Origin of the sequence: Sphingopyxis sp. JAI128 (genome assembly GCF_014207235.1) — a bacterium.
Taxonomy (GTDB): domain Bacteria; phylum Pseudomonadota; class Alphaproteobacteria; order Sphingomonadales; family Sphingomonadaceae; genus Sphingopyxis.
This window is the reverse complement of sequence record NZ_JACHDA010000005.1, coordinates 309,957-333,422: the sequence shown is the minus strand read 5'-3', so window position 1 is coordinate 333,422 and position 23,466 is coordinate 309,957. Positions and strand designations below refer to the sequence as shown.

Here is a 23,466-nt window from a genome sequence, read left to right as displayed (position 1 = left end):
TCGGCCGCCTGTGCAGCGAGCCGCGCCATGTCTGTTCAAAAATCCGGCCGGTTGTGACTTGAACGCGCGCTGTCCGCCTCGCCGCGCTTCTCGCGCAGCAACTGGTTAGTCCGATACTGCGCGTCGTGACCCGCCTTGAAATCCACCGCGCGGACGGAGAGCGAATAGACCATTCCCCGTGTATGGCCGATGTCGGCGCGAACGGCGTAGGCACAGTTCCCCTGCCGCGCGCGCAGGAAGGGCTGCGGATCGACCGGAGCCGCATTGGAATTGACGTGAAGCGTGAGGCCGGTCTCGACCGAGGCCCTGCCCATCGCCAGATAGCAGGTTTGATGGGTCTCGCGGGTCCAGCGGAGAGAGCGGCCCTCTGCGTCCCACGCCCACCATAGCTGGCCGTGATTTCCGGCATTGGCCCTGCGGGCTTCAAGGCCTTGCGTACGCACGGGCTCACCAAAGCGTTTCCGCAGTTCGACGAGCACATCGGGCAAGATCGGTGCGGATGCACTGACATTGAACCAGTCGCCAAAGCTCTGGTCCGAACCCGCCGACCAGATTCGGTGTTCATTAGGCGGCGCGGTGAACGCGAAGCTGAACGCCTCGGTGCGGTCGGCCAGCCTCCGGAATCCCCAGTTGGTCGAGAAGAACTCGGTGCCCGGCAGATTCTCGATATTGACGCGGTAGCGGCAGATCCGCGCCGCTTGGCAATGGTCGGTGAAGCCGCCAAAGCCGCGCTGCACCGCCATCCGTTCGATATCGGCGGCCGTCCCGCCGAGGGGAATGCCAAAGACCGAGAGAGACGGCCCCGCACTGTTTTGCGCTGATACCGGCAGGGCCAGCGCCGCAAAACCGAGAAGGGCGCCGCGCGCGGCGTGCGACATAAAAGACATGGCTGTTTGCCCCTAACCTACCGCGCCTGTGCCGAGGCGCGCACCTCGCTGGCTGGACACCACCGCATCGTCTCGACGCCGGTATTGGGATCGCCAACGCTGATCTTGTCCGCTGCCTGCACGTGCAGGGTTTCACCCGTCACGGTATCCACGACCCAGTCCGCGCCGCGCCGCCGCGCGCTTGCGACGGGCTCCATGCGGTTTGCCGCGAAGGGCGACAGGTCGATCCAGCCCGCGCGGCGGCCATCGTAGTAGAAGATCATATCGCTCGTCGTGCCGCAGGCGGCCCCAACGGGTACATAGTGGCCGGGGCGGATATTGAAGGGCGGAATCGGGGTCGGAATGGACGCCGACGCGCCAGCGCTGTCGGCAGCGGCTGTTCCGCCCGTCAATTGTGGACGTTCGGCGCGGATCGCCGCCTGCATCCGGGGTGAAAGCTGCGCGAAGGTACATTTCTGAAATGTCTCTTCAGAAAACATATCCCCTTTGGGTCCGCTACTAACCGCGATGCTCCTGATCCGGCCATTCCCTTCCGCTTTTATCCCCAGAATATCCTCTTCGGCCTCTGCATTCTCCGTAGTCCAGACAAGGGTGTATCCACGGTAGTGGTCGTAAAAAGCGCTTCCCCGTGCTGGCGGACCCACGCGAGCGATGCGATTGATCTCAAAATATGCGGTGTCGTTCCAGCCCGGCTCGACCGGGGAGACATAACCGTAATTTGTCCCGTCATAGAAGAAGGCTCTCCTAGCGCGAGCGCAGCTTCCCCGTTCGACATCGCCGTAAATGGCTTGTTCGATGGGTAATGCCATAGCGGCTAGCGCGGCCTGCGGCGTGGTTGTGGGCTGCGCCGACACGGCGGCGCTCATAGCGGCGTTGCCCTGCGCCGCGTTGGACGCAGCGGTGGATTCCGATCCGCAGGCAGTCAAGGACGCGACGGCGAGGATCAGGGCGGTGGAACGGCCAATGCCGTTGCTGCTCTTGTTATGCTGCACGGGTCGGATCCTCCTCTTTTTGCAGTGTCGATTGGGCGACGTTTTCGACTTCAAGGCGCACCTGTCGGTAGAGGGTCAGCCAGCGGAACACTTCCCACGCCACCACGCCGCCGCCGATCAGAAACGCGACAGGCATGATCCCTCCGGTAACACTGCCCGAAACCGAGAGTGCAATGACCGCGAGAATAAGGAGAGCCGCGCCGGCGCTAATGGCGTAGAGCTTGATGCGGTTACTAAGAATCCAGTTCACGCGTGCAGGGAGCATCTGGTGATTGCCGGTGGTGTGATTGACCAAGGCCATGGGATGGCCCCGTCCCGTCCTTTTGGGGCCGGCGCAGACAACGGACACGCGGTGGCCCTCTCGAATGCCGAACTGGACATCGGGAAACTCCACGTCGAATTCATCGCCGTCGTCCTTGCGCGCGAACAGGCGCTGATGGTGGGTCGAGGATGACGACACCGAGGTCCGGGTCGTCGGTGCTGATATAAATCCAGACCCCTGATGCAGATACCCGCCACCGCCATGCGTCGTGGTTTCCGATGACAGGTGGGTGGATGTGCGGCCTTGCTGGCCGACCACCGTTCCGGTCATCGTGAATACATCGAGTTCCGCAAAGCGGCGGATTTTTCCAACTGTCGCCATATGAGCCCCGCTCTCTCTCTCTCTCTCTCTCGTCACCCGGACATTGTTCATCCCTGCGGACAGAACACGCCTTCGCGATGATTGAAGAAGCACCCGGTGCCTTGGTTGAGCCGAAAATCCATCGAGCCGACGTTGGGATGGCGCATCTCAAAGGAGAGAATGCGGCCCTCGGAATCGCGTACGGCGGTATAGGCCCATTCGAGGTCGCCCCGATTGCCAAGATATTTGACATGGTCGTCTGACACGAACTGGAGCTGCCATTCCGGCTTTTCGGTATGGACGTAGGTTGCCTGCTTGCTGCCGCACGCGCTCAATGCGAACACTGTGCCGAGCAGTGCGAGCGCAGAGATCGCCGCGCGGTTTGCTGTCTTAGCCATCTGCTATTCCCCTTGATCGGTTCGGTTGGGGCAAGCCTAGAAAGGTCGGTGCATCAAAGTCTTGATGGCGTTCTCAAGAATTTCTAAAACCGTCACGGGGGAACGATATGCAGGGCAGCACTTCATCGCGGCGGCGTAGACGCCTTTGGACCTTCGCGGGCGCCGAGTTCGACGAAGCGAGCTGGGCGCTACGCGTCGATGGGCACGTTGTCGCGCTCGAAGGTAAGCCGCTCGAGGTGCTTCACGAGCTTTTGCTGCGCGCAGGCGAGGTCGTCACAAAGGACGAAATCCTCGATGCGGTCTGGCCGGGCCTCAATGTGGTGGAAGGCTCGCTGCCGACCGCCATCTCCAAGCTGCGAAAGGTGCTCGGCGGACGGCAGGAAAATATCATCGAAACCGTGCCGCGCGTCGGCTATCGGCTGACTTGCACCGTCAAGATCGCAAGCGTCGAATCCCCACTCGCTCCGCGCTTCACTTTCGCGGTTGGCGACGCCGTGCCGGGGCGCAAGCAATGGCGGTTGGCAAAGCCGCTCGGCGATACGGGCGCGGAGGATGTCTGGCTGGCCAGCCACGACAAGACGAGCGAGCGACGCGTCTTCAAGTTCGCCGACGCACCCGACCGCCTGCGCGCGCTCAAGCGCGAGGCGGCGCTGTCGCGCGTGGTGTTCGCGGGGCTCGGGGCCTCCGCGCCGCTGCCCGCGCTGCTGGAATGGAATTTCGACGCCTCGCCCTATTTCCTCGAATATGCCTATGGCGGGCGCGATCTGATTGGCTGGGCGGACGATGCGGGCGGACTTTCATCCATTCCGCTGGAACAACGATTGGCCGTTGCGGCAGACATCTGCCGCGACGTCGCTGACGTTCACGGCCTTGGTGTGCTGCACAAAGATTTGAAGCCCGCCAATATCCTCATTGCCGATGACGGCAATGGTGGTGTGGTGATTCGGCTGGCCGATTTTGGCAGCGGACGCCTGCTCGATGACACAGTGCTCGACAGTTTCCACATCACTGATCCCGGATCGCTCGATGCTGATCTTGGCAAGGACGAACCGCGCTCGGGCACGCTGGCGTATCGTGCGCCCGAGCTGACCGGCGATGCTATGCCGACCGTCAAAAGCGACATCTATGCGCTTGGCCTGATCCTCTATCAGCTCGCTGTGGGCGACTTCATGGCGACGCTGGGACCCGGCTGGGAGCATCGTGTTGCCGATCCCCTGCTGCGCGACGACATACGTCACGCCGCCGAGGTCGCGCCCGAGCGCAGACTCGACAGCGCCGCCGATCTAGCTCACCGCCTGCACCATCTCGATGAACGTCGGCAGGCTGCCGCCAGCGACGCTGAGCGCGCCGCATTTTTTGCGGAACAGCAGCGGCTGGAAGAGCGTCGGCGCATGCGCCGTCCGTGGATGCGCTTCGCTGCCGCCAGCCTCGTGCTTGGCCTGATCGCCAGCTCGGCCTTCGCCGTTTATGCATGGACGCAGCGAAATCGGGCGGTGGCCGCGCAGCAATTGGCAGACATGGGCTACAGCTTCATCGCCGAAGACGTGCTGGCCAGTCCGGACCCTGCGCGCTCGGCCGCCGATGAAACCGTAATCGATGCCATCAAGCGTGCCAGCCGCAACATCGATCAGCGGTTCGCCGGTTCGCCGCAAGTCGCGGCGCGATTGCATCTGGCGGTGGCACGGGCCTTTCACGGGCGATCGGATTTCGACACCGCTCGCGCGGAATATGTCCGCGCCGGGCAATTGTTCGCGCAGGCAAATGAGACGGGCAGCGACGATGCCGCCATCGGGCGGCTGGGGCGTATCCATATGGAAGCGACCTCCGGCCAACCCGAGCGTCTTGAAGAAGCCGGACGCCTGTTGGAACAGGAACGCCAGCGCTTGGGGAATCTCGGCAACAGCGGGCGGGTTGGTTTTGCACTGGCACAGGCCGAGGGTGCCTATGGCTATATGGCCGATATCGAGTTGGCCGAGCGCGCGTTTCGCCGCGCTGTCGCTATCGGCGAAACCGACGGCTCGGGCGTGCCGCCCACCCAGCTTCTCAAGGCGAAGTCGTCGCTGGTTCTCGTCCTGATGCGTCTTGGCCGCGCACAGGACGCCGAACCCATCGCCCGCGCTATCGTGGCGGAATCCCGGCGCCTGCGCGGTGCCGATCATCCCGACACGCTGGTGACGCGCCAGCACTGGGTGACCAGTCTGTCTATGTCAGGCCGGGACGAGGAAGCGCTGCGCGCGAGTGATCCGCTGCTGGCGGCAATGCGCGCGCGATTTGGCGACAATCACCGCTTTACGCTGGCGCTGCATTCAACGCGGTTTGAGAGTTTTGCTGCGCTCGGCCGCTACGATGACGCCGCCCGTGAAGCCGAGCGGGTCTGGAAAGGCGCGGCGGCGCTGGCAGGTCCGCAATCGCATCAAGCGCTCGGCGGGCAGAACGACTATGCCGCCGCACTGTGCCAGACGGCCCAGCGCGGGCGTGGCCTCACCGTGGCGCAAGATGCGCTCGCTTCGGTGCGGCAAGCCTTCGGCGCGGATTATCCGCTCACGCATGTGATCCGCTTCTACACGGCGGAATGCATGATCTCCAACCGCCGCCATGCCGAGGCAGGCGCGCTGCTCGATGGCCTCGACCGGCAGAAGGCCGCTGATCTCACCGGACGACCGGAGTTCGACGCGGGGGTCGATCTCGCCCTGGCCGAAATCGCGTTGGCGCGTGGCGATCGTCCGACGTCGATGCGCGCATTTACAGCCGCCGATAAAGCGCTGCATGCCACAAAAGATGCGACCACTCGCAGCCGCCTGGCTGTGCTGCGCCGCGCGTTGGTAATTTGATGGCGGACTGAACCATCGGGGTGGCCTTTTGCCGCGAAGCACGAGCCGTTCGCTTGGCCGCCAATGGCGGCTTCTCTGACTTTCCGCCCAAAAGAAGACCGGCAGCTATCGGCCAAAATCGTCAAAATCTGGCGCGTTCACGCGAGACAACCTCGGCAAGAAATTCCGCAACAGCGCGGACCCGAGTAAGTTGGCGAAGATCGGCATGGATCACCAGCCAGTAGCTTCGGCTCGCTTCGATCTCCTCCTCCAGGACGCGCACGAGCCTCGGGTCGTCCCGAACCGCGATGTGGTGGAGCATGGCGAGACCGGTGCCTGCCGCCGCCGCCGCGATCTGGGCGGAGCTTGTGCTCGCGCGGAAGACGACCTTGCCTTTCAGGTCCATGCCGCCGAGGACGAGCAGCTCGGGCACTTCGACGAGATCGTCGACATATGAGATATAACGGTGATCGGAGAGCGCACCGATCGACGCGGGCATACCGAAGGTCTCCAGATAGGAGGGGGCGGCGAACAGTCCGAGCCGATAATCGGTGAGCTTTCGCGAGAAGAGCCGGCCGTCGAGTGGCCGGCGTACGGCGATCGCAATGTCCGCTTCGCGCTTCGAGAGGCTCGTTGCGCGCGATTCCGGAACGAGTTCGATGACCAGCTCAGGATGCCGGCGGGAGAGTTCGGGTATCAGCGGGGCGAGGAAGTCGGACCCGAATATTTCGGGTGTGGCGACGCGCACGGTTCCCACGATGGGCGCGTCGCGCTGTGAGACGGCATCTGCCGCCACGATGAGGTCGCGTTCGATCCGTTCGGCGTGCGCGAGAAAGGCGCTTGCCGCCGCCGTGGGCGCAAGGCCGCGCGGCGAGCGGTCGAAAAGCCTTGTCCCAAGTTGCGCCTCAAGGCTTGCGAGACGCCGCGACACGGTCGAATGATCGAGCCGAAGACGGCGCGCTGCCGCGACGCAATTGCCCTCGCGTACAACGGCAAGGAAGGCGCCTATCTGATCCGAGTTCAGCACATGATTTCCTGCACACCTGTTTGGTATCGGTTGGCATTTTAACGCAAAGCCGGGCGATGTAACGCGAAATCCTTCAATCAGGAGGAATTATGCGCACCATCAACCACTTCATCGGCGGACGGTCTGTGACCGGAGGCGACCGTATCGTTCCCGTCTACGACCCCTCAGTCGGCCAGATTCAGGCCGAGGTGGCGCTCGGCCGGGCCGATCTGCTCGCGCGCGCCGTCGACGATGCGCGCGCCGCGCAGCCGGCATGGGCGGCGCTCAACCCGCAGCGCCGCGCCCGCGTCATGTTCCGGCTCAAGGAATTGATCGAACGCGACATGGACGAGCTAGCCCACCTCCTGTCGAGGGAGCATGGCAAGGTCGTCGCGGACTCGCGCGGTGATATCCAGCGCGGGCTCGACGTCGTCGAATTCGCCTGCGGTATCCCGCACCTTTTGAAAGGCGAATATAGCGAGGGGGCCGGCCCCGGCATCGACGTCTATTCGATGCGCCAGCCACTCGGTGTCGTGGCGGGCATCACGCCGTTCAACTTTCCGGCGATGATCCCGCTCTGGATGCTCGCGCCTGCCATTGCCTGCGGCAATGCCTTCATTCTGAAACCGTCGGAACGCGACCCTTCCGTTCCCGTGCGGCTTGCCGAGCTTGCGATCGAGGCGGGATTGCCGGCAGGCATTCTTAATGTGGTCCATGGCGACAAGGAGATGGTCGATGCGATCCTCGATCACCCGGAAATCAAGGCTGTGAGCTTTGTCGGTTCGTCGGACATCGCGAACTATGTGTACGGGCGCGGGGCGGCCGCCGGGAAGCGCGTGCAATGCATGGGCGGGGCGAAGAACCACGGCATCGTCCTGCCCGACGCCGACCTCGACCAGGCGGTGGCCGACATCATCGGTGCTGCCTATGGATCGGCGGGCGAGCGTTGCATGGCGCTTCCCGTCGTCACCCCGGTCGGGGAAAGCACTGCTGCGCTTCTTCGGGAGAAACTGGTGTCCGAAATTGCCAGGCTGAGGGTCGGCACCGCGACCAATCCGGACGCGCATTACGGGCCTGTCGTGAGCGCCGAGCATAAGGCGCGCGTCGAGGCCTATATCGCGATGGCGGCGGCGGAGGGCGCGGAGATCGTCGTCGATGGCCGCGGGTTCGAACTGCAGGGCCATGAGGAGGGCTATTATCTCGCCCCGACCCTTATCGACCATGTTACCGCCGATATGCGCTCCTACCAGGACGAGATATTCGGGCCGGTGCTCCAGATCCTGCGCGCGGAGACGCTGGAAGAGGCGATCGGATATCCCTCGCGCCATCAATATGGGAATGGTGTCGCCATCTTCACCCGCAACGGCGACTATGCCCAGCGGTTCGCATCGCAGGTGGAGGTCGGCATGGTCGGCATCAACGTGCCGATCCCGGTGCCAGTTGCCTACCACAGTTTCGGCGGCTGGAAGCGGTCGGGCTTCGGCGACCTCGACCAATATGGGATGGACGGCATCCGCTTCTACACCCGGGGCAAGAAGATCACGAAGCGCTGGCCTTCGGGCGGCGCGGTCGTCGACCAGAGCTTCGTCATTCCCACGATGCGCTAAGGCCCGCAGAAGACAGAAAGGACGGGGGCGACGCCACAGGGTGTCGTCCCCGCCAGGGGAGAGGAGCATTGGCTGCGGGATGGGTCTCAGCGGTCGGAGTTTTCCGGCTCTGCCGCGGCTCAGCTTTGTGCGCCGCCGTCCAAACGGAAGAAAAGGCCGGCGTAGCCATTCTGCTGCAAGCCGAACCGTCCGGTGATGCGGATCTCGCGGCCGAGCGGAAGCCGCACCGGGTTCGCGAGGCGGACCTCGACCATTTCGTTCGGCCGCGATGCCGCGTGATAGGGGCATTCCGGCGAATAGCGCGAGAGCAGGAAATGATCGGTCACCGCCTCCTGTCCGAGCGACACGGCATAGCCGCTGATCGTCATCTCCTGCCCGGCTATCGCCTCGATCCTTGCGGGGATCGCCGCATGATAGCGATAGTCGGGCGGTGCCTGCGAGATCGCGACCGTTTCGAACAAGGCCCAGTGCGGATCGTCGGACCTGTCGACATGATCGCCGTCGCCATGCGCCGCCGCCGGCGCAGGGCCGAAGAGGAGCATCGCTGCCGACACTGCGGCCGCAAGCGTCCTATTTGCGTTCATATACGACCTTGCCGTCGAGGATCGTCATCGAAACGCGGATTTCGTCGATCTCGGCCGGGCGGGCGGCGAGGGGATCCTTTTCGAGGATCACGAAATCGGCGAGCTTGCCAACCTCGATGCTGCCCAGCGACTTTTCGAGAAAATTCGCCTCGGCCGACCAGATGGTGAACATCTTGATGCCCTCCATCGGGGTGATCGCCTGCTTGGGCTGGACGATCGTTCCGAACTTCGTGTCGCGGCGCACCGCGCGCTCGATCGAGAATAATGGGGACGTCGCAAAATTCTGCGTTCCGACGGTATCGACGCCTCCCGGCGGGTGCATGCCGCGATCGATCAGCTCGCGAAGCGGAAAGAATTTGACGGCCGGTTCCTTCACATTGACGTCGGTCAGGCGCCACAGGAACGCCACCTGCGGCGACGGAATGATGCCGTTGTCGACCATCCGCTTGAGCCGCGTCTCGGTGCGCTCGGGGTCCTGGGTGAGGAAATGCGCAAAATGTTCGATCCGGTCGCGGCTGTCGGGCTTCGGCGCGAGCTTGTTCGCCTTCTCGAACGCGCTGATCACCATATCCTGCGCCCGGTCGCCATTGGCGTGGGTCTGCACCTGCCAGCCATGCTCGCGAGCCGAGAGGATGACGGTATCGAGCGTCGCCTGGTCGAAGCTGGTGCCGCCATAATTGCCGGGCACCCAGGTCGTTCCGGATCCCTTCCATGCAGGCCGGTAGGTGGCTGCCGTTGTCCCCCATACCCCGTCGATGAAGAGCTTGAGCGCGCCGACCTGTAGCCAGTCGTTACCCAGCCCGGTGGAGATGCCGGTGTCGAGGATCTTCTGCGCGGCAGCATTATCGCGCGCGATATAATTCATCCGGATCCGGGTCGGCAGCCGGCCTTCGTTCCGAAGCTCGGCATAGGCACGATAGGTCTCGCCCGGCGACATGTCCGAGACGGTGGTCACCCCCTTCTCGAGATAGAAATCGTTAAGGACGCCGCGGACGGCTTCCTTCATCTCCGGATAGGTGAATTCCTCCTTCGGCCACGGCGCGGGTGCGTCGCGGATGATCATCACTTCGCCGTCGGCTGTCCGTTCGTAACGCCCCATCGCCCCCTTCGGCGGGTCGGGGAAATCCCGGCCCATTCCAAGGATCACCGCGGCGCGGTGATTGATCATCTTGTCATGGGCGCTCCAGTCGAGCCGCACTGGATTGTCCGGGAATGCGGCATCGAGTTCCGCGCGCGTGGGAAAGACCTGATTATAGGTTCCCTGGCCGATGATCCAGGCCCCTGCCGGCTTCTTCGCGGCGGCTTCGCGCAGCTTCGCGATAATGGCCTTTGTGTCGGCCAGCGGCGGCACCTGCACATTGACATGATGCGCCTCGACATTCGCCATTCCGGCGATGTGCGAATGCGCGTCGATGAAGCCCGGAAGCATCGTGCGGCCTTTCAGGTCGACGACCTTCGTGGCGGGCCCCTTCCATTCGCCGGCCTGCCCGACAGCGACGATCCGGTTGCCGCGGACCGCTACGCTGTCAACGATACGCTCCCCCTTGTCGACGGTGATGACTTTGCCGCCCGTGAAGATGATGTCGGCGTAGAGCGGCTCACCGGGGGATTGCGCTGCCAGCGACAGGCTCCCGAGCGCCGTCGCAAGAAGCATCGCGCCCGCCGAACGGCGTATTGCGGTCATCATCGTCAATCGTTCCTCCGGGGCTGCAATTAATAGCGGGCGATGAGTTGCAGGCCGATCGTGCGGGGTCGGAGCGTCATTCCGCGCCACAGCGGGCCGCGGGCGTAAGTCGGGCCATCGGCGACATAGTCGACGTTATTGAGCAAATTTTCAGCGTAAATCTGCACCTCGACCGGCCCGAGGCTGACGCCGGCCCGCGCATCGAGCGTCGACGGCTCGGCGGGAAGCCGCCGGGTCGGGTCGTAGCTCGTCGATGTCGGAACCTGATAAAGGAAGGGACCACGGTTCACCGATTTGAAATTATACTGGACGCGGATGAACGGATCGAGATCGCCAGCGTGCGGATAACGATATTCGGCGTTGACGTTGACGGTCCAGGGGGTCGCGCCAAGCTGCTGTCCCGCGACGACGATCGGCGCGGTGCCGATCTGGATGGTGTCGTCATAGGTCGCATCGGTGTAGCCTACCGCAGCGCCGAAGCTGAAGCTGTCGTCGGGACGGATATTGATGTTGGCCTCGAACCCCTTGGACGTTGCCGACGCGGTGTTCGCGACGAGACTGAAGGCGCACTGTAGGCGAAGCTGCTGCTGGATATTATTCCATTTCGTGTAGAAAGCGCTGACGTCGAGCTGGAGAGCACCGCCAAGAAGGCGGTTCTTCATCCCGATCTCGTAGCTGTCGGTGCGATCGGACTTGTAGACCGCTGCATTGCCGATACCGAGGGCCTGGGCTTCGGCATCGCAAATGTTGGGAAGTGCCTTGTTCACACCGCCCGTGCGGTAGCCGCGCGCAAAGCTCGCGTAATAAAGCGAATTGGGCGTCGCCTGGAAGGACAGGCCCACCTTGGGCAGGAAGGGATTTTCCTTGAGCGATCCGACCGCGCTCGACGAGCCGGTGGCGTAGGAGACGCCGCGTTCGAGGACATCGAACTCGAGCTTGTCGCGCGAATAGCGGCCGCCCAGCGTGAGGGTCAGGCGATCGACGATCTTGACGTCGACATTGGCGAATATCGCGACGCTTTTCTCGATGGTGCTTTCATTGCCATAATAGCGCGCATTGCCATTCACCAGCGGCGGCACGCCGGCGGCTTCGGGCGTGCGGCCGAAGCGGACGAAATAGAGCGCGTTGTAATGGGGCTCGAAGATCGGCAGGTCGGACTTGATCGAACCGCGCGAATAATAGGCGCCGACCGTCCACTTGATCGGGTCGTCGCCGCTGCCGCCGGCGAGCCGGACCTCCTGCGTGAAGACCTTCTGGTAGATGTTGGGGTTCTGCCAGGTGATCGATTGGGCGAAACCCGGCGTGATCGGAAAGAGATAGGCGTTGCCGAAGGATGCGCGGTCGTTGATGTTCGTCGCATCGTTCACATCCTCGACGTGGCGATCGAAATAGGAGGTGACCGACGTGATCGAGAAGGGCCCGGCATCATAGCCGAGCTTGAGCGCGGGAAGGTAGAAGCGGTCCCGGCTCGGCTGGCGCAGCGAAGCGTAAGAGAGGAATTTGCCGGCCTCGGGATCGGAGACGCCGTTGACGCACGGGACGCGGGTGGGATCGACCGGGCCGCCGACCGTCGCGGGGCAACGCGTCCAGAGGTCGGCGCGATCGTGGAACTTCAGGTCCTGGAAATAGATGCTGGGCGCGATGGTCAGGCCCGGCGTCGGTTCCCAGAGCGCGGCTGCGCGCAGGACAGTGGTGTCGCTATAATTGACGTCATTCTCGCGATCGGTCGGATCCTGCCAGCTCTGGCGGTCGATCCAGCCCGCATCGTGACGGCGATAGGCGCTGAGCCGGATACCGAGTGACCCTTCGACGATCGGCACGCCGACCGCGATCCCGCCCTCATAACCGGTGCCCCCATCCTTGACCGTGTTGATCGCCGCGCGCCCGTAGATGCTGAATTCGCTGAGGTTCGGTGTCGGAGTCACGAACCGCACCGCACCGCCCTGCGAGCTGGCCCCGAACAAGGTGCCTTGGGGGCCGCGCAGAACTTCCACCCGCTCGAGGTCGAACAGGAAGGGCAGGGTGGTGCCATTATAGTTGAGCGACGAGTTGCGCGCCATGATCGGCGTATCGTCGATATACACCGCCGACGTGGCCGCGCCCGCGGTCGAATCGATGCCGCGGATGGAAATGCGCGTTTGACCCGATCCGCCCGTCGATGCGCGCGAAATGTCGAGACCGGGCGTCTGGTTCGCGACATCGCGAATGTCGCGGATGCCTCGCTGGTCGAGGCCTTCCTGGCTATAGGCCGTGATCGAGATAGGAACCTTCGAAACCGATTCCGAACGCTTCGTAGCCGTGACGACGATGTCCCCCGACATCTCGTCGCTGGTATGGTTCGTTTCCTGCGCGGCGGCGGGGAGGGCGACCAACAGCGACGCGGCGACCGCGATGGCCGACAGTCCGGTCATATGTGTTGTTGTCTTGCGCATGGCTATTTGCTCCCTGTTATGATTTCCCGGCTCGCGCAACGGTGCGCGTCACCCTCCGGGCCCTTGCTTCTCGTACGAAATGTGACCGGCGCCCCGGCGAGCGGGAAGTTGCGAAAGATTGGTCTGATGTTGACCGTTCGACACCATTATCTATTGTCGAAGCCCTCTTCGCGGTCCGGCGGATGCCGATCGCGCTCATTGTTCGCCGAGATATTCTGCAAATCGCGCGTCGAGCGGGCGCCGACGCTGCGCGCTTTCGGCCTCGTCGATCCGCGCGAACGCATTCTGTACATAGCGGACCCCGATCCAGCGGAAGGGCTCTATCTCCCAGCGCGGCGCGCGGGGCCGGTGCACGGGGAGCGTTTCGAGTCCCGTGGTCCAGCCTCCGATAAGCCCCGCGAGAAGCTTGGCGCATAGCGCGCTCGTCGACACCCCGCGGCCGGTATATCCGTGCAGCGTGGCGATCCGCGTATCGGGGTCAAAGCCGACCGTCGGCAGCCAGTCGCGCGGGACGCCGAGATAGCCGCCCCAGGCGTGGGTGAAGGAGAGGTCGGCGAGTTGCGGCCACCATTCGCGAACGCAGCTGCGCATCCATTCGAAGACGGGTTCGTCGCGGATGGCATTTTCGGGCATCGCCGATCCGAACAGATAGGATGCGCCGCGGCTCCCATAGAGAATGCGGCCGTCGCTCGTCCGCGTCAGATAGTTTTTCGTGTGAACCTGCGAACTGACACTTTCGCCGCCAAGCCAGCCGATCTCGGCCCACTGACTCTGGCTGAGCGGCTCGGTCAGGACGATCATCGACGACATCGGCAGCAATGTGCGCCGATAACCCGGCAAGCCGGTGCGATAGGCCTCGTTCGCGGCGACCACCGCCTTGCGCGCGCGGACCGTGCCGGTGCGGGTGACGATTGCGGCGTTCGGGGCCGGGCGGACCGCGATCGCCTCGCTGCCCTCGTGGATGACCGCTCCCAGCTTTTCCACCGTGCGGGCGAGGCCGCGCACCAGCTTGCCGGGATGAATATTCGCGCCATGGCGCGACTGGAGCGCGCCGTGAATATGGGTGGCATGGATGCGTTCGCGCGCTTCGCCGGCTCCCAGAAGCCTGTTGCCCGAGCGAAGCCCCAGCGACTCATAGGTCGCGAGGGTCGCTGCAAGGCCGCTCAGTTGCGCTTCGCTCCGCGCGAGGCTCAAAAGGCCCGTCGCGCGAAACTCGGCGTCGATCGCTTCTTCTTCGAGCGTGCGCCCGATTTCCTCGACGATGGCTTGCTGGGCGAGGATCGTTTCTCTCGCGCGTGCCGCGCCGAACCGCTTGATGAGCGCGCCGGGATCGACCGGGAAGCGAGGCGAGCACCAGCCGCCATTTCGGCCCGAAGCGCCATAACCGCAAATCTCGCGTTCGACGATCAGCACCTCGAGCGACGGGTCTTGGCGAAGGAGGTGATAGGCGGTCCAGAGGCCGGAAAAACCTCCGCCGAGGATCGCTACGTCGACCTCGACATCGCCCGCAAGCGGTGCGCGCGGCGTCAGGTCATCGCCGGACGTGGAGAGCCAGAAATCATTGCTGATCGGACGCGGCAGCGTCTCGGCGGCGGAACTCACGAATCACGCTCTTCGTCGAGCACCATGAATATCTTGCGGCTCGTCTCGACAATCTCCCACACGCCGCGGCTGTTCTCCGGGAAATGCGCGACATCTCCCGCGCCGAACGTGACCGGCTCGCCTGCCTCAGGGGTGAAGATCGCCCGCCCGCTCAGAAAGTGGCAGAATTCGGCCTGCCTGACCTGACGCACCCAGCGGCCGGGTGTACATTCCCAGACCCCGATCCGCGTCGTTGTGCGCGAGCTCGAAGGCATGGAGATCGATCGGACCGTCGAAACGGGTTCGCCGAGCGGAACGGGCACGGGAGCGGGAGGCGGGGCGGTTTCGAACAACGACGCGAGATTGAACATCGTAACGGACATTAAGAGGCTCCAGGAAGAATGGAGCACCCAATTGCGTCAAAGCGAGCCGTGTCAGGAGTTGTGTAGCGCTTACGCCCCGGTGTGAATTAATCACCAGTCCTTCAGTGCGGACGAAGGACCCGGTCGAGGAAGAGGCGCGTGCGTTCGGCCGACGGCGCGGTCAGGACGTCGCGCGCCGGCCCGCTTTCGACGATCACGCCCTCGTCGATGAACAGCGCGCGGTCGGCGACCTCGCGGGCGAAGGCTATCTCGTGGGTCACGACCACCATCGTCATGCCGTCCTCGGCAAGCTCGCGAATGACGGCGAGCACTTCGCCGACGCGCTCGGGGTCGAGCGCGGAGGTGGGTTCGTCGAACAAGATGGCCTGCGGCTGCATCGCGAGCGCGCGGGCGATGCCGACCCGCTGTTGCTGACCGCCCGAAAGCTGGCCGGGATGCGCGTCGGCGCGGTCCGCAAGACCGACCCGGCTGAGCAGTTCGACGGCGCGGGCGCGGGCGGCCTCGGGATCTTCGCGGAGCACATGCACGGGCCCCTCGATGATATTCTCGATGACTGTGCGGTGCGGGAACAGATTGAAGCGCTGGAACACCATCGAGACCTTGCGCCGGATCGCCGGCAGCGACTTGTCCGAAAGCAAAGTGCCGTCGACCGTGATCGTGCCCGCGTCATGGCGCTCGAGACCGTTGATCGTTCGCAGGATCGTCGATTTCCCCGATCCCGAGGGACCGATCAGGCAGGCCACTTCGCCCGCCTCCACCGTGAAGCTCACATCGCGCAGGATCTGCCTCGCGCCGAAGGCTTTCGCGACTCCCGAAAGCTCGATCACCGCCACGCCGCCTTTTTCTCGAGTGCGCGCACGGCCATCGCGAGCGGGATGCTCGCGGCGAGATAGAGGAGGGCGATCAGCACGTAGACGGTTCCGTTCTTGAAGGTCGAGATGGCGAGAAGCTGGCCGGATCGTGTGAGCTCGGCGACGGTGATTGTCGAGGCGATCGAGCTGTCCTTGAGCAGCATCACCGTCGTGTTCCCGAACGAGGGGAGCGCGGTGCGGAGCCCGAGCGGCATGACGATCCGCCGCGTAATCATCCCCCGGCTCATGCCGAGCGCGGTTCCCGCCTCGACCAGTTGCCGGTCGACCGATTCGAACCCGCCGCGCAGATTTTCGGCCTGGTAGACCGAATAGGCGATCCCGAGCCCGATCACCCCGGCAAGGAACGGCGGAAAGTCGATCCCCCAGTCGGGGAGCACGAAATAGACGCAGAATAATTGCACGATGATCGGAATGCCCCGCACCGTGTTGACGACGATATTATTGGTCCAGCGCAGCGGCGCATATTGCGACATGCCCATCAACGCCCAGACGAGCCCAAGGGCAAGGCTGACCGCGAGCGCGCAGACCGTGAGCAGAACCGTCGTCCACAGCCCGCGCGCGAGCACGGGAAGAAAGGCGACCGCGTCGGTCAGAAATTCGGACATGATCTCGTCAAAGCCCCCATTTTCGGTTGATGGCGGGAATGTTGCGCGCCGTGAGGCGGGCGATCGCCAAATTGATTTTCGTCAGCCTTGCATCGTCCAGCCGCATCACAAGGCATAATTCCTCGAGCGCCGGCGCTCGAAACTGCTCGACGATGCGCACATTGCGGCGCCAGCCGACGCGCAGCTGGTATCTCAGGATCGGCTCGTCGCCATAGCCGATGTCAATACGGCCGTTCTCAAGATCGCGCATGATATCGACGAGCGACTCATAGGTCGAAACATTCCGCGCACCAGCCGCGTGCAGCTGGTCGATAAAGCGCGATCCGATCTGGGCGCCTACGCGCGTCGTTCCGATTTGTCCGAGATTGGTGACGATCCGCTTGTCGTCGCCGCGGACGATCAGCGCACCGGCATAATGATAGATAGGGTCGCTGAAGGCGACGACGCGCTCGCGCTCCGGCGTGCGCAACATGGCCGCCGCGATCATGTCGATCTTGCCCGCGGCCAGCGACGGGATCAGCGCGGAGAAAGGCGTTATCGCCGTTTCGGTCTTGAAGCCGGCATCACGAACCACCGCTGTCGCCGCATCGACCATCGATCCGGTGAGTTCGTTGGTCCAGGGATCGACGAAGCTGAAGGGCACACCTGTCGGCGAGGATCCGATGACGACCGTTTCCGGATCGCGTTTGCGCCGTCGGCAACCGGCGAGCATCGCCGCCGCGAGCGGCAGCCACAACATGTCCCGGCGACCATATTCCGTCATGCGGGCGCTATCTCCGCGGCAATGAGCTTCATCGACACATAATCGTCGATCCCGAACCGCGACCCTTCCCGCCCGAACCCCGATTCCTTGACCCCGCCGAAGGGTGCGACCTCGGTGGAAATGAGGCCGGTGTTGAGCCCGACCATTCCATATTCGAGGGCTTCGCTCACCCTGGTGGCGCGGCCATGATCCGCCGTGAAGATATAGGCGGCAAGTCCTGCGGGCGTATCGTTGGCGAGCCGGATCGCCTCCTCCTCATGGTCGAAGCGGATGAGCCCGGCAAGGGGGCCGAATGTTTCCTCGCGCGCGAGGAGCGATTCCGGCGCGACATCCACGAGGAGCGCGGCGCGGGCAAAATGCCCTTGGGAGGGGCCGCTGACCTGGCCCTGCGCCAGAATCCGCGCGCCGCGTTCGACCGCATCGACGCGGTGGCGCTCGACCTTCGCGACCGCCTCGGCGTTGATGAGGGGCCCTTGGTCGGCGCTTCCCGCCAGCCCGTCTCCGGCGTTGAGGAGACCGACCTTGCGGGCGAGCGCCGCTGCAAAGCGGTCGTAGATACCGTCCTGGACCAGGAAGCGGTTGGCGCAGACGCATGTCTGTCCGCTATTGCGAAACTTGGAGGCGATCGCCCCGGCAACGGCGGCGTCGATGTCGGCGTCGTCAAACACGATGAAGGGGGCGTTGCCGCCGAGTTCGAGCGAGACGCGCTTGACCGTTGCCATGCATTTCGCGGCAAGCATCTTGCCGACCGGGGTCGATCCGGTGAAGCTGAACTTGCGGACGCGCGGGTCGCCGGTCAAGACCTCGCCGATCGCCGGCGCGTCGCCCGACACCACATTGAACACGCCCGCCGGCACGCCCGCCTCGGCGCCGAGACAGGCAAGGGCGAGCGCCGAAAGCGGCGTGAGTTCCGACGGCTTGAGAACAACCGTGCAGCCCACGGCAAGGGCGGGGGCAACCTTCCGCGTGATCATGGCCGCCGGGAAATTCCATGGCGTGATTGCGGCGACGACGCCGACCGGCTGGCGAATGACCGTCAGGCGCCGTCCCGGCGCATTGCCCGGGATGACGGTCCCATAGACCCGCCGCGCCTCTTCGGCGAACCAGGCGAGGAAGGAGGCGGCATAGGCCACTTCGCCTCTGGCTTCCGCGAGCGGTTTGCCCTGCTCGGCGGTCATGAGGCGCGCAAGGTCCTCGGCATTGTCGAGGATGAGGTCGTGCCAGCGTCGCAGGATTGCGGCGCGCTCGCCGGCGCTCAGCGACGACCATGAGGGGAGTGCGGCGCTTGCGGCGTCCACTGCGTGGGTCGCGGCGTCCGCGCCGTGCATCGCCACCTCGGCAAGACACGCGCCTGTTGCCGGATTGAGCACATCATATCGGGCGCCGCTGTCTTCCCAGCGACCGCCAATCAACGCTTCGCTTCGCAGAAGCTCGGGTCGTCGAAGCAGCGCGTCGCTCATGTCCGCAAGGCTCGTTCGATCGCGGCGAGGCCCTCGTCGACGATCGCATCGGATGCGGTGAGCGGAACGAGAATGCGGATCGTCTCGCCATAGGTTCCGCAGCCAAGAAGGATGAGCCCTTCGTCGGCGGCGCGCGTGGTGACGGTCTTCGCGCCATTCGGCGCCACGGTATCGGACCCTTGGCCCTCGAGCATATCGAAGGCAATCATGGCGCCGAGTCCGCGGATATGCCCGATCGGCAGCAGATCGTTGCGCGCGGCGAGTTCCTTGAGACGGCGCACGATCCTTTTGCCCATGGCGACGGCGCGTTCGAGAAGCCCCTCGTCCTCGATGACGTCGAGAACCGCGAGACCCGCCGCGCATCCGAGCGGCGACCCGCCATAGGTTCCGCCAAGCCCGCCCGGCTCGACCGCATCCATCACCGCGGCGCGCCCAATCACGCCGGAGATCGGCAGGCCGCCGCCCATCGACTTCGCGACGGTGACGAGGTCGGGCTCGACCCCGCTATGCTCTATGCCGAACATGCGTCCGGTTCGGCCGAACCCGGTCTGCACTTCGTCGGCGATTAGCATGATGCCATATTCGTCGCAAAGCTTGCGGAGCGCTGCGAGCAGTTCGGCGGGGGCCGCATGGAAACCGCCTTCGCCCTGGACCGGCTCGATGATGATCGCGGCCACATCCTCCGGCGGCAAGTCGGCCGCGAACAGAAATTGAAGCGCGCGCAGCGTCTGGTCGACGTCGATGCCGTGGTGGGGAACAGGAAAGGGGAGGTGATAGACATTGGGGACCGAGGCCCCGAAGCCGCGCTTGTAGGGCGTGACCTTGCCGGTCAGCGCCATGGTAAGCGCCGTGCGGCCATGGAAGCCGCCGGTGAAGGCGATCACGCCCGCCCTACCCGTCGCCGCGCGGGCGATCTTGACCGCATTTTCTACCGCCTCGGCGCCCGTTGTCAGCAGCAGCGTGCGCGCCTCGCCGGAGAAAGGCGCCAGCGCGTTCAGCCGTTCGGCCAGTTCGACATAAGGTGCATAAGCGGTGACCTGAAAGGCGACATGCATATAGTCGTCGAGCTGCGCACGAACGGCGGCGGCAACCCGGGGATGGCGATGGCCGACGTTGAGGACCGCGATCCCCCCGGCAAAATCGATGTAACGGCGACCGTCCTCGTCCCACATCTCGGCGTTTTCGGCGCGCTCGACGAAAATGGGCAGGGCGGTCGCGACGCCGCGGGGGACCGCGAGGCTGCGGCGGTTCAGCAGTTCGATATTACGAGCCATGGGGCCTCCTTCTCGGCCCCTGCCTTCGGCGAACCGCCCCTCGTGCGGCAAGTTGACTATCCCCCCGCCGACGTTGTTCGTTAGTCACCGCATCGATCAGTTCGCTAGCGTACGCTCGATCCAGCGGCGGAAATTGACCAGCGCTTCGCCGCGCCATCGCGACCGGCGGGTCGTGAGAACATAGGAGCCGAGATAGACCGGCGGGAAGGTGCCGACCTCGACGAGTTCGCCGCCGCGAAGGCTGTCCCCGACGAGCAGCGCGTTGGCGAGGGCAATTCCCTGACCGCGCCGCGCGGCGGCGAGCGTCAGATGGCCTTGCCAGAACCGCGGGCCATCGAGCTTGCCCTCGCTTTCCACGCCATGTTGTTCGAACCAGCGCCGCCATTGGTCGAAGCTCGCTTCATGCAGCAAAGGCGCCTCGAGGAGAGCGGCGGGATTTTCGAACGGCGGCAGGTCGGCGAGGAAGGCGGGACTGGCTACGGCAAGGATCGGCGGCCGCAGAAGCTCGACCGAGCGAAACGCAGGCGCTTCCTCCTGCCTGGCGGCATCGACGACATAATGGATATGCGCATCGACATTATTGTCGACCGCTTCCGGCAGGATTTCAATCGGTTGCAGCTCGATCTGGATGTCGGGGAAGGCGGCTGAAAAATCGCCGATCCTTCCAGTGAGCCATTCGGACGCAAGGCCCGGCGCGCACCATACGACAAAATGCCGGTCGTCGAGCTGCGGCATGAACTCCATCGCGGCGGACGCGATGTCGGTCAGGCTTTGCGCGATCGCGCGATGGAAGCGTGCACCGACCTCGGTCAGCTGCCCGTTGGAGCCCGACGCGCGATCGAACAAAGGGCTGCCCGCCCATTCTTCAAGCGCGCGCAAATGCCTGCTGATCGCGGCATGATCGATCGAGAGCGCTTCTGCGGCGCGCCGGATTCCGCCGCATGTGCCGATGGCCTCGAACGCCTTGAGCGCAGCAAAAGGAGGAAGCGCACGTCGCTGCTCGGGCGTCAATCCATAGTGCGCGACATTGGCCCGCATGCTCTGGACCTCGCGCTGTTTCCTGTCCGCCATCCTTGCCATGCGGGGCGGATAGCATTGCGGCGCCGGACTGTCACTTTTCTAACGATTGCTGTCGATGCTCCAGGCATGATCGATGGCGATCGGTCGAAGCCATTCTCTTCTATGGGCGGCCGTCGATGCCACCGGGCCTCGCCAATGATCGCTTTCCAATGACCGCTTTTCATGGGGGCGCTTGCAACGCAGACCGTCTGCTTGCCGTGCACGCTAAGGCGACATTCGATCAAACATTCTCGTCTTGGAGCTGAAGGTGACGACGTATCACCCGGACGAGCGCCTCGTTCGCATCCCGGTGCCAAGCCAGCACCAGTTCGGCCTCTTCCTGGAATTCCTCGATGTGCCGAAATATGATCTCGCCCACGCCGAGGTTAGCTATCACCTGCGGGGCGACGAGGACGCCGTGCTCGGCGGCGACCAACGTCATCGCCGAGACGAAGTCGCGCGTCTTCACAACTCTGGAATTTGGAAATCCGCCGCGCTCCGACAGGCGGTCGATCGTTGTGTCAAAGTCTCCGCCGTCACCGAACTGCGGAAATATGAGGGTTTCCGACGCAAGCGACGCCAAGGATATCTTGGTTTGCCTGGCCAGCGGATGGCTTGACGCCAACCCAATCAACAAGGGATCGCGATGGACGATCATCGTTTCGACGGAAGGGGGGTATGTCGGGCGCGGGCGGACGAACCCGATGTCCAGCGCGCCATCCTCGAGCGCGGCGAGCTGCTGCGGCGTGTCCATCTGGTCGATCGTGACGGTGAGTTTGGGCAGTTCGACCCTGATCGCGCGAAGCGCAGCTGCCAGCGTTCCGCCAAGCGCCGCCGAGAACACATAGCCTATATGCGCCGGGCCGGCTTCTCCACGGCCCGCCATGCGTCCAATTTGCTCGGCGCGAGCAGCCTGTGCGACCACGAGGCGGGCCTCGGTGAGAAACGTCTGTCCGGCGCGGGTCAGTCGCACATTTGATCGCCTGCCGCGATCGAGCAAGCGCGTTCCGAGAAGATCTTCCAATCGCTGGACGTGCGTACTGAGTGCGGATTGAGCGAGGCCGAGCCGTTCGGCGGTCCGGCCGAAATGGAGCTCCTCTGCCAGGGCGATGAAATAGCCAAGGGAACGCGTCTCAAGCATTATTTGATCTGATTAGCAGATCAAAATGGCGAATTAAAGTAATTGAAGAGATTATAGGGGTCGCCGATGGCAGCGCCAGAAGAGGAGAGACTGCGATGGCGGCGTTCGATTGGGAAGATGCGTTTCGACTTGAAGACCAGCTGACCGAAGACGAGCGGATGATACGCGACACGGCGCGGCGATATGCCGAGGAAAAGCTTGCTCCGCGGATCATCGAGGCCTTCGAAAAGGAGACGGTAGACCCATCGATCTTTCGCGAAATGGGAGCCCTCGGGCTGCTGGGACCCACCGTGTCTCCCGACTATGGCGGTGTCGGCGCAACCTATGTCGCCTACGGTCTGATCGCGCGCGAAATCGAGCGCATCGATTCTGGCTATCGCTCGATGATGAGCGTCCAGTCGAGCCTCGTCATGCACCCCATAAATGCCTTTGGCAGCGAAGCGCAGAAGAAGCGCTACCTTCCCGCGCTGGCCTCGGGCGAAGCTATCGGCTGTTTCGGGCTCACCGAGCCCGATGCCGGGTCCGACCCCGGCGCGATGCGCACGCACGCCGTGAAGGTCGATGGTGGATATAAGCTCTCGGGGACCAAGACCTGGATCAGCAATGCCCCGATCGCGGATATATTCGTGATCTGGGCCAAGTCCGAAGCGCATGGCGGCGCCATTCGCGGCTTCGTCCTCGACCGCGACCTGCCCGGACTTTCGACATCCCGGATCGAAGGCAAGCTCAGCTTGCGTGCCTCGGTGACCGGCATGGTCATGATGGACGAGGTCTTCGTGGCCGAAACGTCCATCCTGCCGGGGGTCGAAGGGCTGAAGGGGCCATTCTCATGCCTGAACCGCGCGCGTTACGGCATCGGATGGGGCGCAATGGGCGCGGCCGAGTTCTGCTTCTTGGCCGCGCGCAACTACGGCCTCGACCGCGTCCAGTTCGGACGGCCGCTCGCAGCAACGCAGCTGTTCCAGAAAAAGCTGGCCGACATGCAGGCCGATATCGCGCTTGGCCTTCAGGCAAGCCTGCGCGTTGGGCGGCTTATGGACGAGGATCGTTTCGCTCCGGAAATGGTGTCGATCGTCAAGCGCAACAATGTCGGCAAGGCGCTCGATATCGCGCGAGCAAGCCGCGACATGCATGGAGGTAACGGAATTTCGGGCGAATATCATGTGATGCGGCACGCGATGAATCTGGAGACCGTCAACACCTATGAGGGCGCGCACGACGTCCACGCCTTGATCCTCGGGCGCGCGATAACCGGTATCGCTGCGTTCTGAAGATGGCCGGCTTGCTCGAGGAGCCCGGTCAGGTC

At 64.0% G+C, this 23,466-nt stretch carries 20 protein-coding genes; 3 read left to right on the top strand and 17 right to left on the bottom strand.

Translation table 11 applies throughout. From position 1 onward, the window contains the following. Nucleotides 1-35 precede the first annotated feature (35 nt). Genes HDC35_RS14400 through HDC35_RS14385 form a run of 4 tightly spaced genes read right to left on the bottom strand, consistent with a single transcriptional unit; the run spans nucleotide 36 to nucleotide 2,899 of the window. A complete protein-coding gene (locus HDC35_RS14400) occupies nucleotides 36-878 on the bottom strand; it encodes a hypothetical protein (RefSeq protein WP_184647937.1) in 843 nt (280 codons plus the stop codon). A 26-nt stretch (nucleotides 879-904) separates the two neighbouring features. Further along, entirely contained in the window at nucleotides 905-1,879 is a 975-nt protein-coding gene (locus tag HDC35_RS14395) for a hypothetical protein (protein ID WP_184647935.1), read from the bottom strand. Continuing rightward, on the bottom strand, nucleotides 1,869-2,522 hold the full coding sequence (locus tag HDC35_RS14390; protein WP_184647933.1) for a hypothetical protein: 654 nt from the start codon (nucleotides 2,520-2,522) through the stop codon (nucleotides 1,869-1,871). The genes HDC35_RS14395 and HDC35_RS14390 overlap by 11 nt, the downstream gene beginning before the upstream one ends. Before the next feature lie 47 nt (nucleotides 2,523-2,569). After that, the gene (locus HDC35_RS14385) at nucleotides 2,570-2,899 is read right to left on the bottom strand and encodes a hypothetical protein (RefSeq protein WP_184647931.1); all 330 of its coding nucleotides are present in this window, start codon (nucleotides 2,897-2,899) and stop codon (nucleotides 2,570-2,572) included. A gap of 107 nt (nucleotides 2,900-3,006) precedes the next feature. Here HDC35_RS14385 and HDC35_RS14380 point away from each other — a divergent pair, with 107 nt between their 5' ends. Beyond that, nucleotides 3,007-5,730: a protein kinase domain-containing protein gene (locus HDC35_RS14380; RefSeq protein WP_184647929.1), complete on the top strand. Its 2,724-nt coding sequence runs from the start codon at nucleotides 3,007-3,009 to the stop codon at nucleotides 5,728-5,730. Between the two features lie 121 nt (nucleotides 5,731-5,851). On the opposite strand, the gene HDC35_RS14375 is transcribed toward HDC35_RS14380, so the two are convergent. Further along, entirely contained in the window at nucleotides 5,852-6,736 is an 885-nt protein-coding gene (locus tag HDC35_RS14375) for a LysR family transcriptional regulator (protein ID WP_184647927.1), read from the bottom strand. An 89-nt stretch (nucleotides 6,737-6,825) separates the two neighbouring features. On the opposite strand from HDC35_RS14375, the gene HDC35_RS14370 reads away from it, so the two are divergent. Continuing rightward, nucleotides 6,826-8,322 (top strand): CoA-acylating methylmalonate-semialdehyde dehydrogenase, encoded by a 1,497-nt coding sequence (locus HDC35_RS14370; protein ID WP_221438264.1) that lies wholly within the window; start codon nucleotides 6,826-6,828, stop codon nucleotides 8,320-8,322. Between the two features lie 119 nt (nucleotides 8,323-8,441). Here the strand turns inward: HDC35_RS14370 and HDC35_RS14365 are convergent, their stop codons facing one another. The 12 genes from HDC35_RS14365 to HDC35_RS14310 form a co-directional block, all read right to left on the bottom strand. Further along, nucleotides 8,442-8,906 carry a hypothetical protein gene (locus HDC35_RS14365; protein ID WP_184647925.1) on the bottom strand — a complete coding sequence of 155 codons (465 nt, stop codon included), beginning with the start codon at nucleotides 8,904-8,906 and terminating at the stop codon, nucleotides 8,442-8,444. Then, entirely contained in the window at nucleotides 8,893-10,593 is a 1,701-nt protein-coding gene (locus tag HDC35_RS14360) for an amidohydrolase (RefSeq protein WP_184647923.1), read from the bottom strand. Before HDC35_RS14360 ends, HDC35_RS14365 begins: the two co-directional genes overlap by 14 nt. A 26-nt stretch (nucleotides 10,594-10,619) precedes the next feature. Beyond that, the gene (locus HDC35_RS14355; protein ID WP_184647921.1) at nucleotides 10,620-13,022 is read right to left on the bottom strand and encodes a TonB-dependent receptor; all 2,403 of its coding nucleotides are present in this window, start codon (nucleotides 13,020-13,022) and stop codon (nucleotides 10,620-10,622) included. 195 nt (nucleotides 13,023-13,217) lie between these two features. Continuing rightward, nucleotides 13,218-14,624: an FAD-dependent oxidoreductase gene (locus tag HDC35_RS14350; RefSeq protein WP_311770776.1), complete on the bottom strand. Its 1,407-nt coding sequence runs from the start codon at nucleotides 14,622-14,624 to the stop codon at nucleotides 13,218-13,220. Further along, the gene (locus HDC35_RS14345) at nucleotides 14,621-14,986 is read right to left on the bottom strand and encodes a cupin domain-containing protein (RefSeq protein WP_221438263.1); all 366 of its coding nucleotides are present in this window, start codon (nucleotides 14,984-14,986) and stop codon (nucleotides 14,621-14,623) included. Before HDC35_RS14345 ends, HDC35_RS14350 begins: the two co-directional genes overlap by 4 nt. 101 nt (nucleotides 14,987-15,087) lie before the next feature. Beyond that, nucleotides 15,088-15,813, bottom strand: a complete 726-nt coding sequence (locus HDC35_RS14340; RefSeq protein ID WP_184647919.1) for an amino acid ABC transporter ATP-binding protein — start codon at nucleotides 15,811-15,813, stop codon at nucleotides 15,088-15,090. Next, entirely contained in the window at nucleotides 15,810-16,463 is a 654-nt protein-coding gene (locus tag HDC35_RS14335) for an amino acid ABC transporter permease (RefSeq protein WP_184647917.1), read from the bottom strand. The genes HDC35_RS14340 and HDC35_RS14335 overlap by 4 nt, the downstream gene beginning before the upstream one ends. Before the next feature lie 7 nt (nucleotides 16,464-16,470). Next, complete coding sequence (locus tag HDC35_RS14330) at nucleotides 16,471-17,226, bottom strand: ABC transporter substrate-binding protein (protein WP_184647915.1); 756 nt, start codon at nucleotides 17,224-17,226, stop codon at nucleotides 16,471-16,473. Beyond that, nucleotides 17,223-18,686, bottom strand: coding sequence for an NAD-dependent succinate-semialdehyde dehydrogenase (locus HDC35_RS14325; RefSeq protein ID WP_184647913.1), 1,464 nt, complete (start codon nucleotides 18,684-18,686; stop codon nucleotides 17,223-17,225). The genes HDC35_RS14330 and HDC35_RS14325 overlap by 4 nt, the downstream gene beginning before the upstream one ends. Further along, nucleotides 18,683-19,960 carry a 4-aminobutyrate--2-oxoglutarate transaminase gene (gene gabT / locus HDC35_RS14320; protein ID WP_184647911.1) on the bottom strand — a complete coding sequence of 426 codons (1,278 nt, stop codon included), beginning with the start codon at nucleotides 19,958-19,960 and terminating at the stop codon, nucleotides 18,683-18,685. The genes HDC35_RS14325 and gabT overlap by 4 nt, the downstream gene beginning before the upstream one ends. A 96-nt stretch (nucleotides 19,961-20,056) precedes the next feature. Continuing rightward, nucleotides 20,057-21,040, bottom strand: coding sequence for a LysR substrate-binding domain-containing protein (locus HDC35_RS14315; protein ID WP_184647909.1), 984 nt, complete (start codon nucleotides 21,038-21,040; stop codon nucleotides 20,057-20,059). Between the two features lie 220 nt (nucleotides 21,041-21,260). Further along, complete coding sequence (locus HDC35_RS14310) at nucleotides 21,261-22,160, bottom strand: LysR substrate-binding domain-containing protein (RefSeq protein ID WP_184647907.1); 900 nt, start codon at nucleotides 22,158-22,160, stop codon at nucleotides 21,261-21,263. A gap of 95 nt (nucleotides 22,161-22,255) precedes the next feature. Between HDC35_RS14310 and HDC35_RS14305 the strand changes: the two genes are divergently transcribed. Further along, complete coding sequence (locus HDC35_RS14305) at nucleotides 22,256-23,431, top strand: acyl-CoA dehydrogenase (RefSeq protein WP_184647905.1); 1,176 nt, start codon at nucleotides 22,256-22,258, stop codon at nucleotides 23,429-23,431. The last annotated feature ends 35 nt before the right edge of the window (nucleotides 23,432-23,466 follow it).

What these genes read in the sequence shown, in the direction of transcription:
- HDC35_RS14365 (WP_184647925.1), bottom strand. Translation starts at nt 8,906, where the DNA reads ATGAACGCAAATAGGACGCTTGCGGCCGCAGTGTCGGCAGCGATGCTC.
- HDC35_RS14385 (WP_184647931.1), bottom strand. Translation starts at nt 2,899, where the DNA reads ATGGCTAAGACAGCAAACCGCGCGGCGATCTCTGCGCTCGCACTGCTC.
- gabT (WP_184647911.1), bottom strand. Translation starts at nt 19,960, where the DNA reads ATGGCTCGTAATATCGAACTGCTGAACCGCCGCAGCCTCGCGGTCCCC.
- HDC35_RS14310 (WP_184647907.1), bottom strand. Translation starts at nt 22,160, where the DNA reads ATGCTTGAGACGCGTTCCCTTGGCTATTTCATCGCCCTGGCAGAGGAG.
- HDC35_RS14355 (WP_184647921.1), bottom strand. Translation starts at nt 13,022, where the DNA reads ATGCGCAAGACAACAACACATATGACCGGACTGTCGGCCATCGCGGTC.
- HDC35_RS14380 (WP_184647929.1), top strand. Translation starts at nt 3,007, where the DNA reads ATGCAGGGCAGCACTTCATCGCGGCGGCGTAGACGCCTTTGGACCTTC.
- HDC35_RS14335 (WP_184647917.1), bottom strand. Translation starts at nt 16,463, where the DNA reads ATGTCCGAATTTCTGACCGACGCGGTCGCCTTTCTTCCCGTGCTCGCG.
- HDC35_RS14315 (WP_184647909.1), bottom strand. Translation starts at nt 21,040, where the DNA reads ATGGCAAGGATGGCGGACAGGAAACAGCGCGAGGTCCAGAGCATGCGG.
- HDC35_RS14330 (WP_184647915.1), bottom strand. Translation starts at nt 17,226, where the DNA reads ATGACGGAATATGGTCGCCGGGACATGTTGTGGCTGCCGCTCGCGGCG.
- HDC35_RS14390 (WP_184647933.1), bottom strand. Translation starts at nt 2,522, where the DNA reads ATGGCGACAGTTGGAAAAATCCGCCGCTTTGCGGAACTCGATGTATTC.
- HDC35_RS14400 (WP_184647937.1), bottom strand. Translation starts at nt 878, where the DNA reads ATGTCGCACGCCGCGCGCGGCGCCCTTCTCGGTTTTGCGGCGCTGGCC.
- HDC35_RS14305 (WP_184647905.1), top strand. Translation starts at nt 22,256, where the DNA reads ATGGCGGCGTTCGATTGGGAAGATGCGTTTCGACTTGAAGACCAGCTG.
- HDC35_RS14345 (WP_221438263.1), bottom strand. Translation starts at nt 14,986, where the DNA reads ATGTCCGTTACGATGTTCAATCTCGCGTCGTTGTTCGAAACCGCCCCG.
- HDC35_RS14370 (WP_221438264.1), top strand. Translation starts at nt 6,826, where the DNA reads ATGCGCACCATCAACCACTTCATCGGCGGACGGTCTGTGACCGGAGGC.
- HDC35_RS14360 (WP_184647923.1), bottom strand. Translation starts at nt 10,593, where the DNA reads ATGATGACCGCAATACGCCGTTCGGCGGGCGCGATGCTTCTTGCGACG.
- HDC35_RS14325 (WP_184647913.1), bottom strand. Translation starts at nt 18,686, where the DNA reads ATGAGCGACGCGCTGCTTCGACGACCCGAGCTTCTGCGAAGCGAAGCG.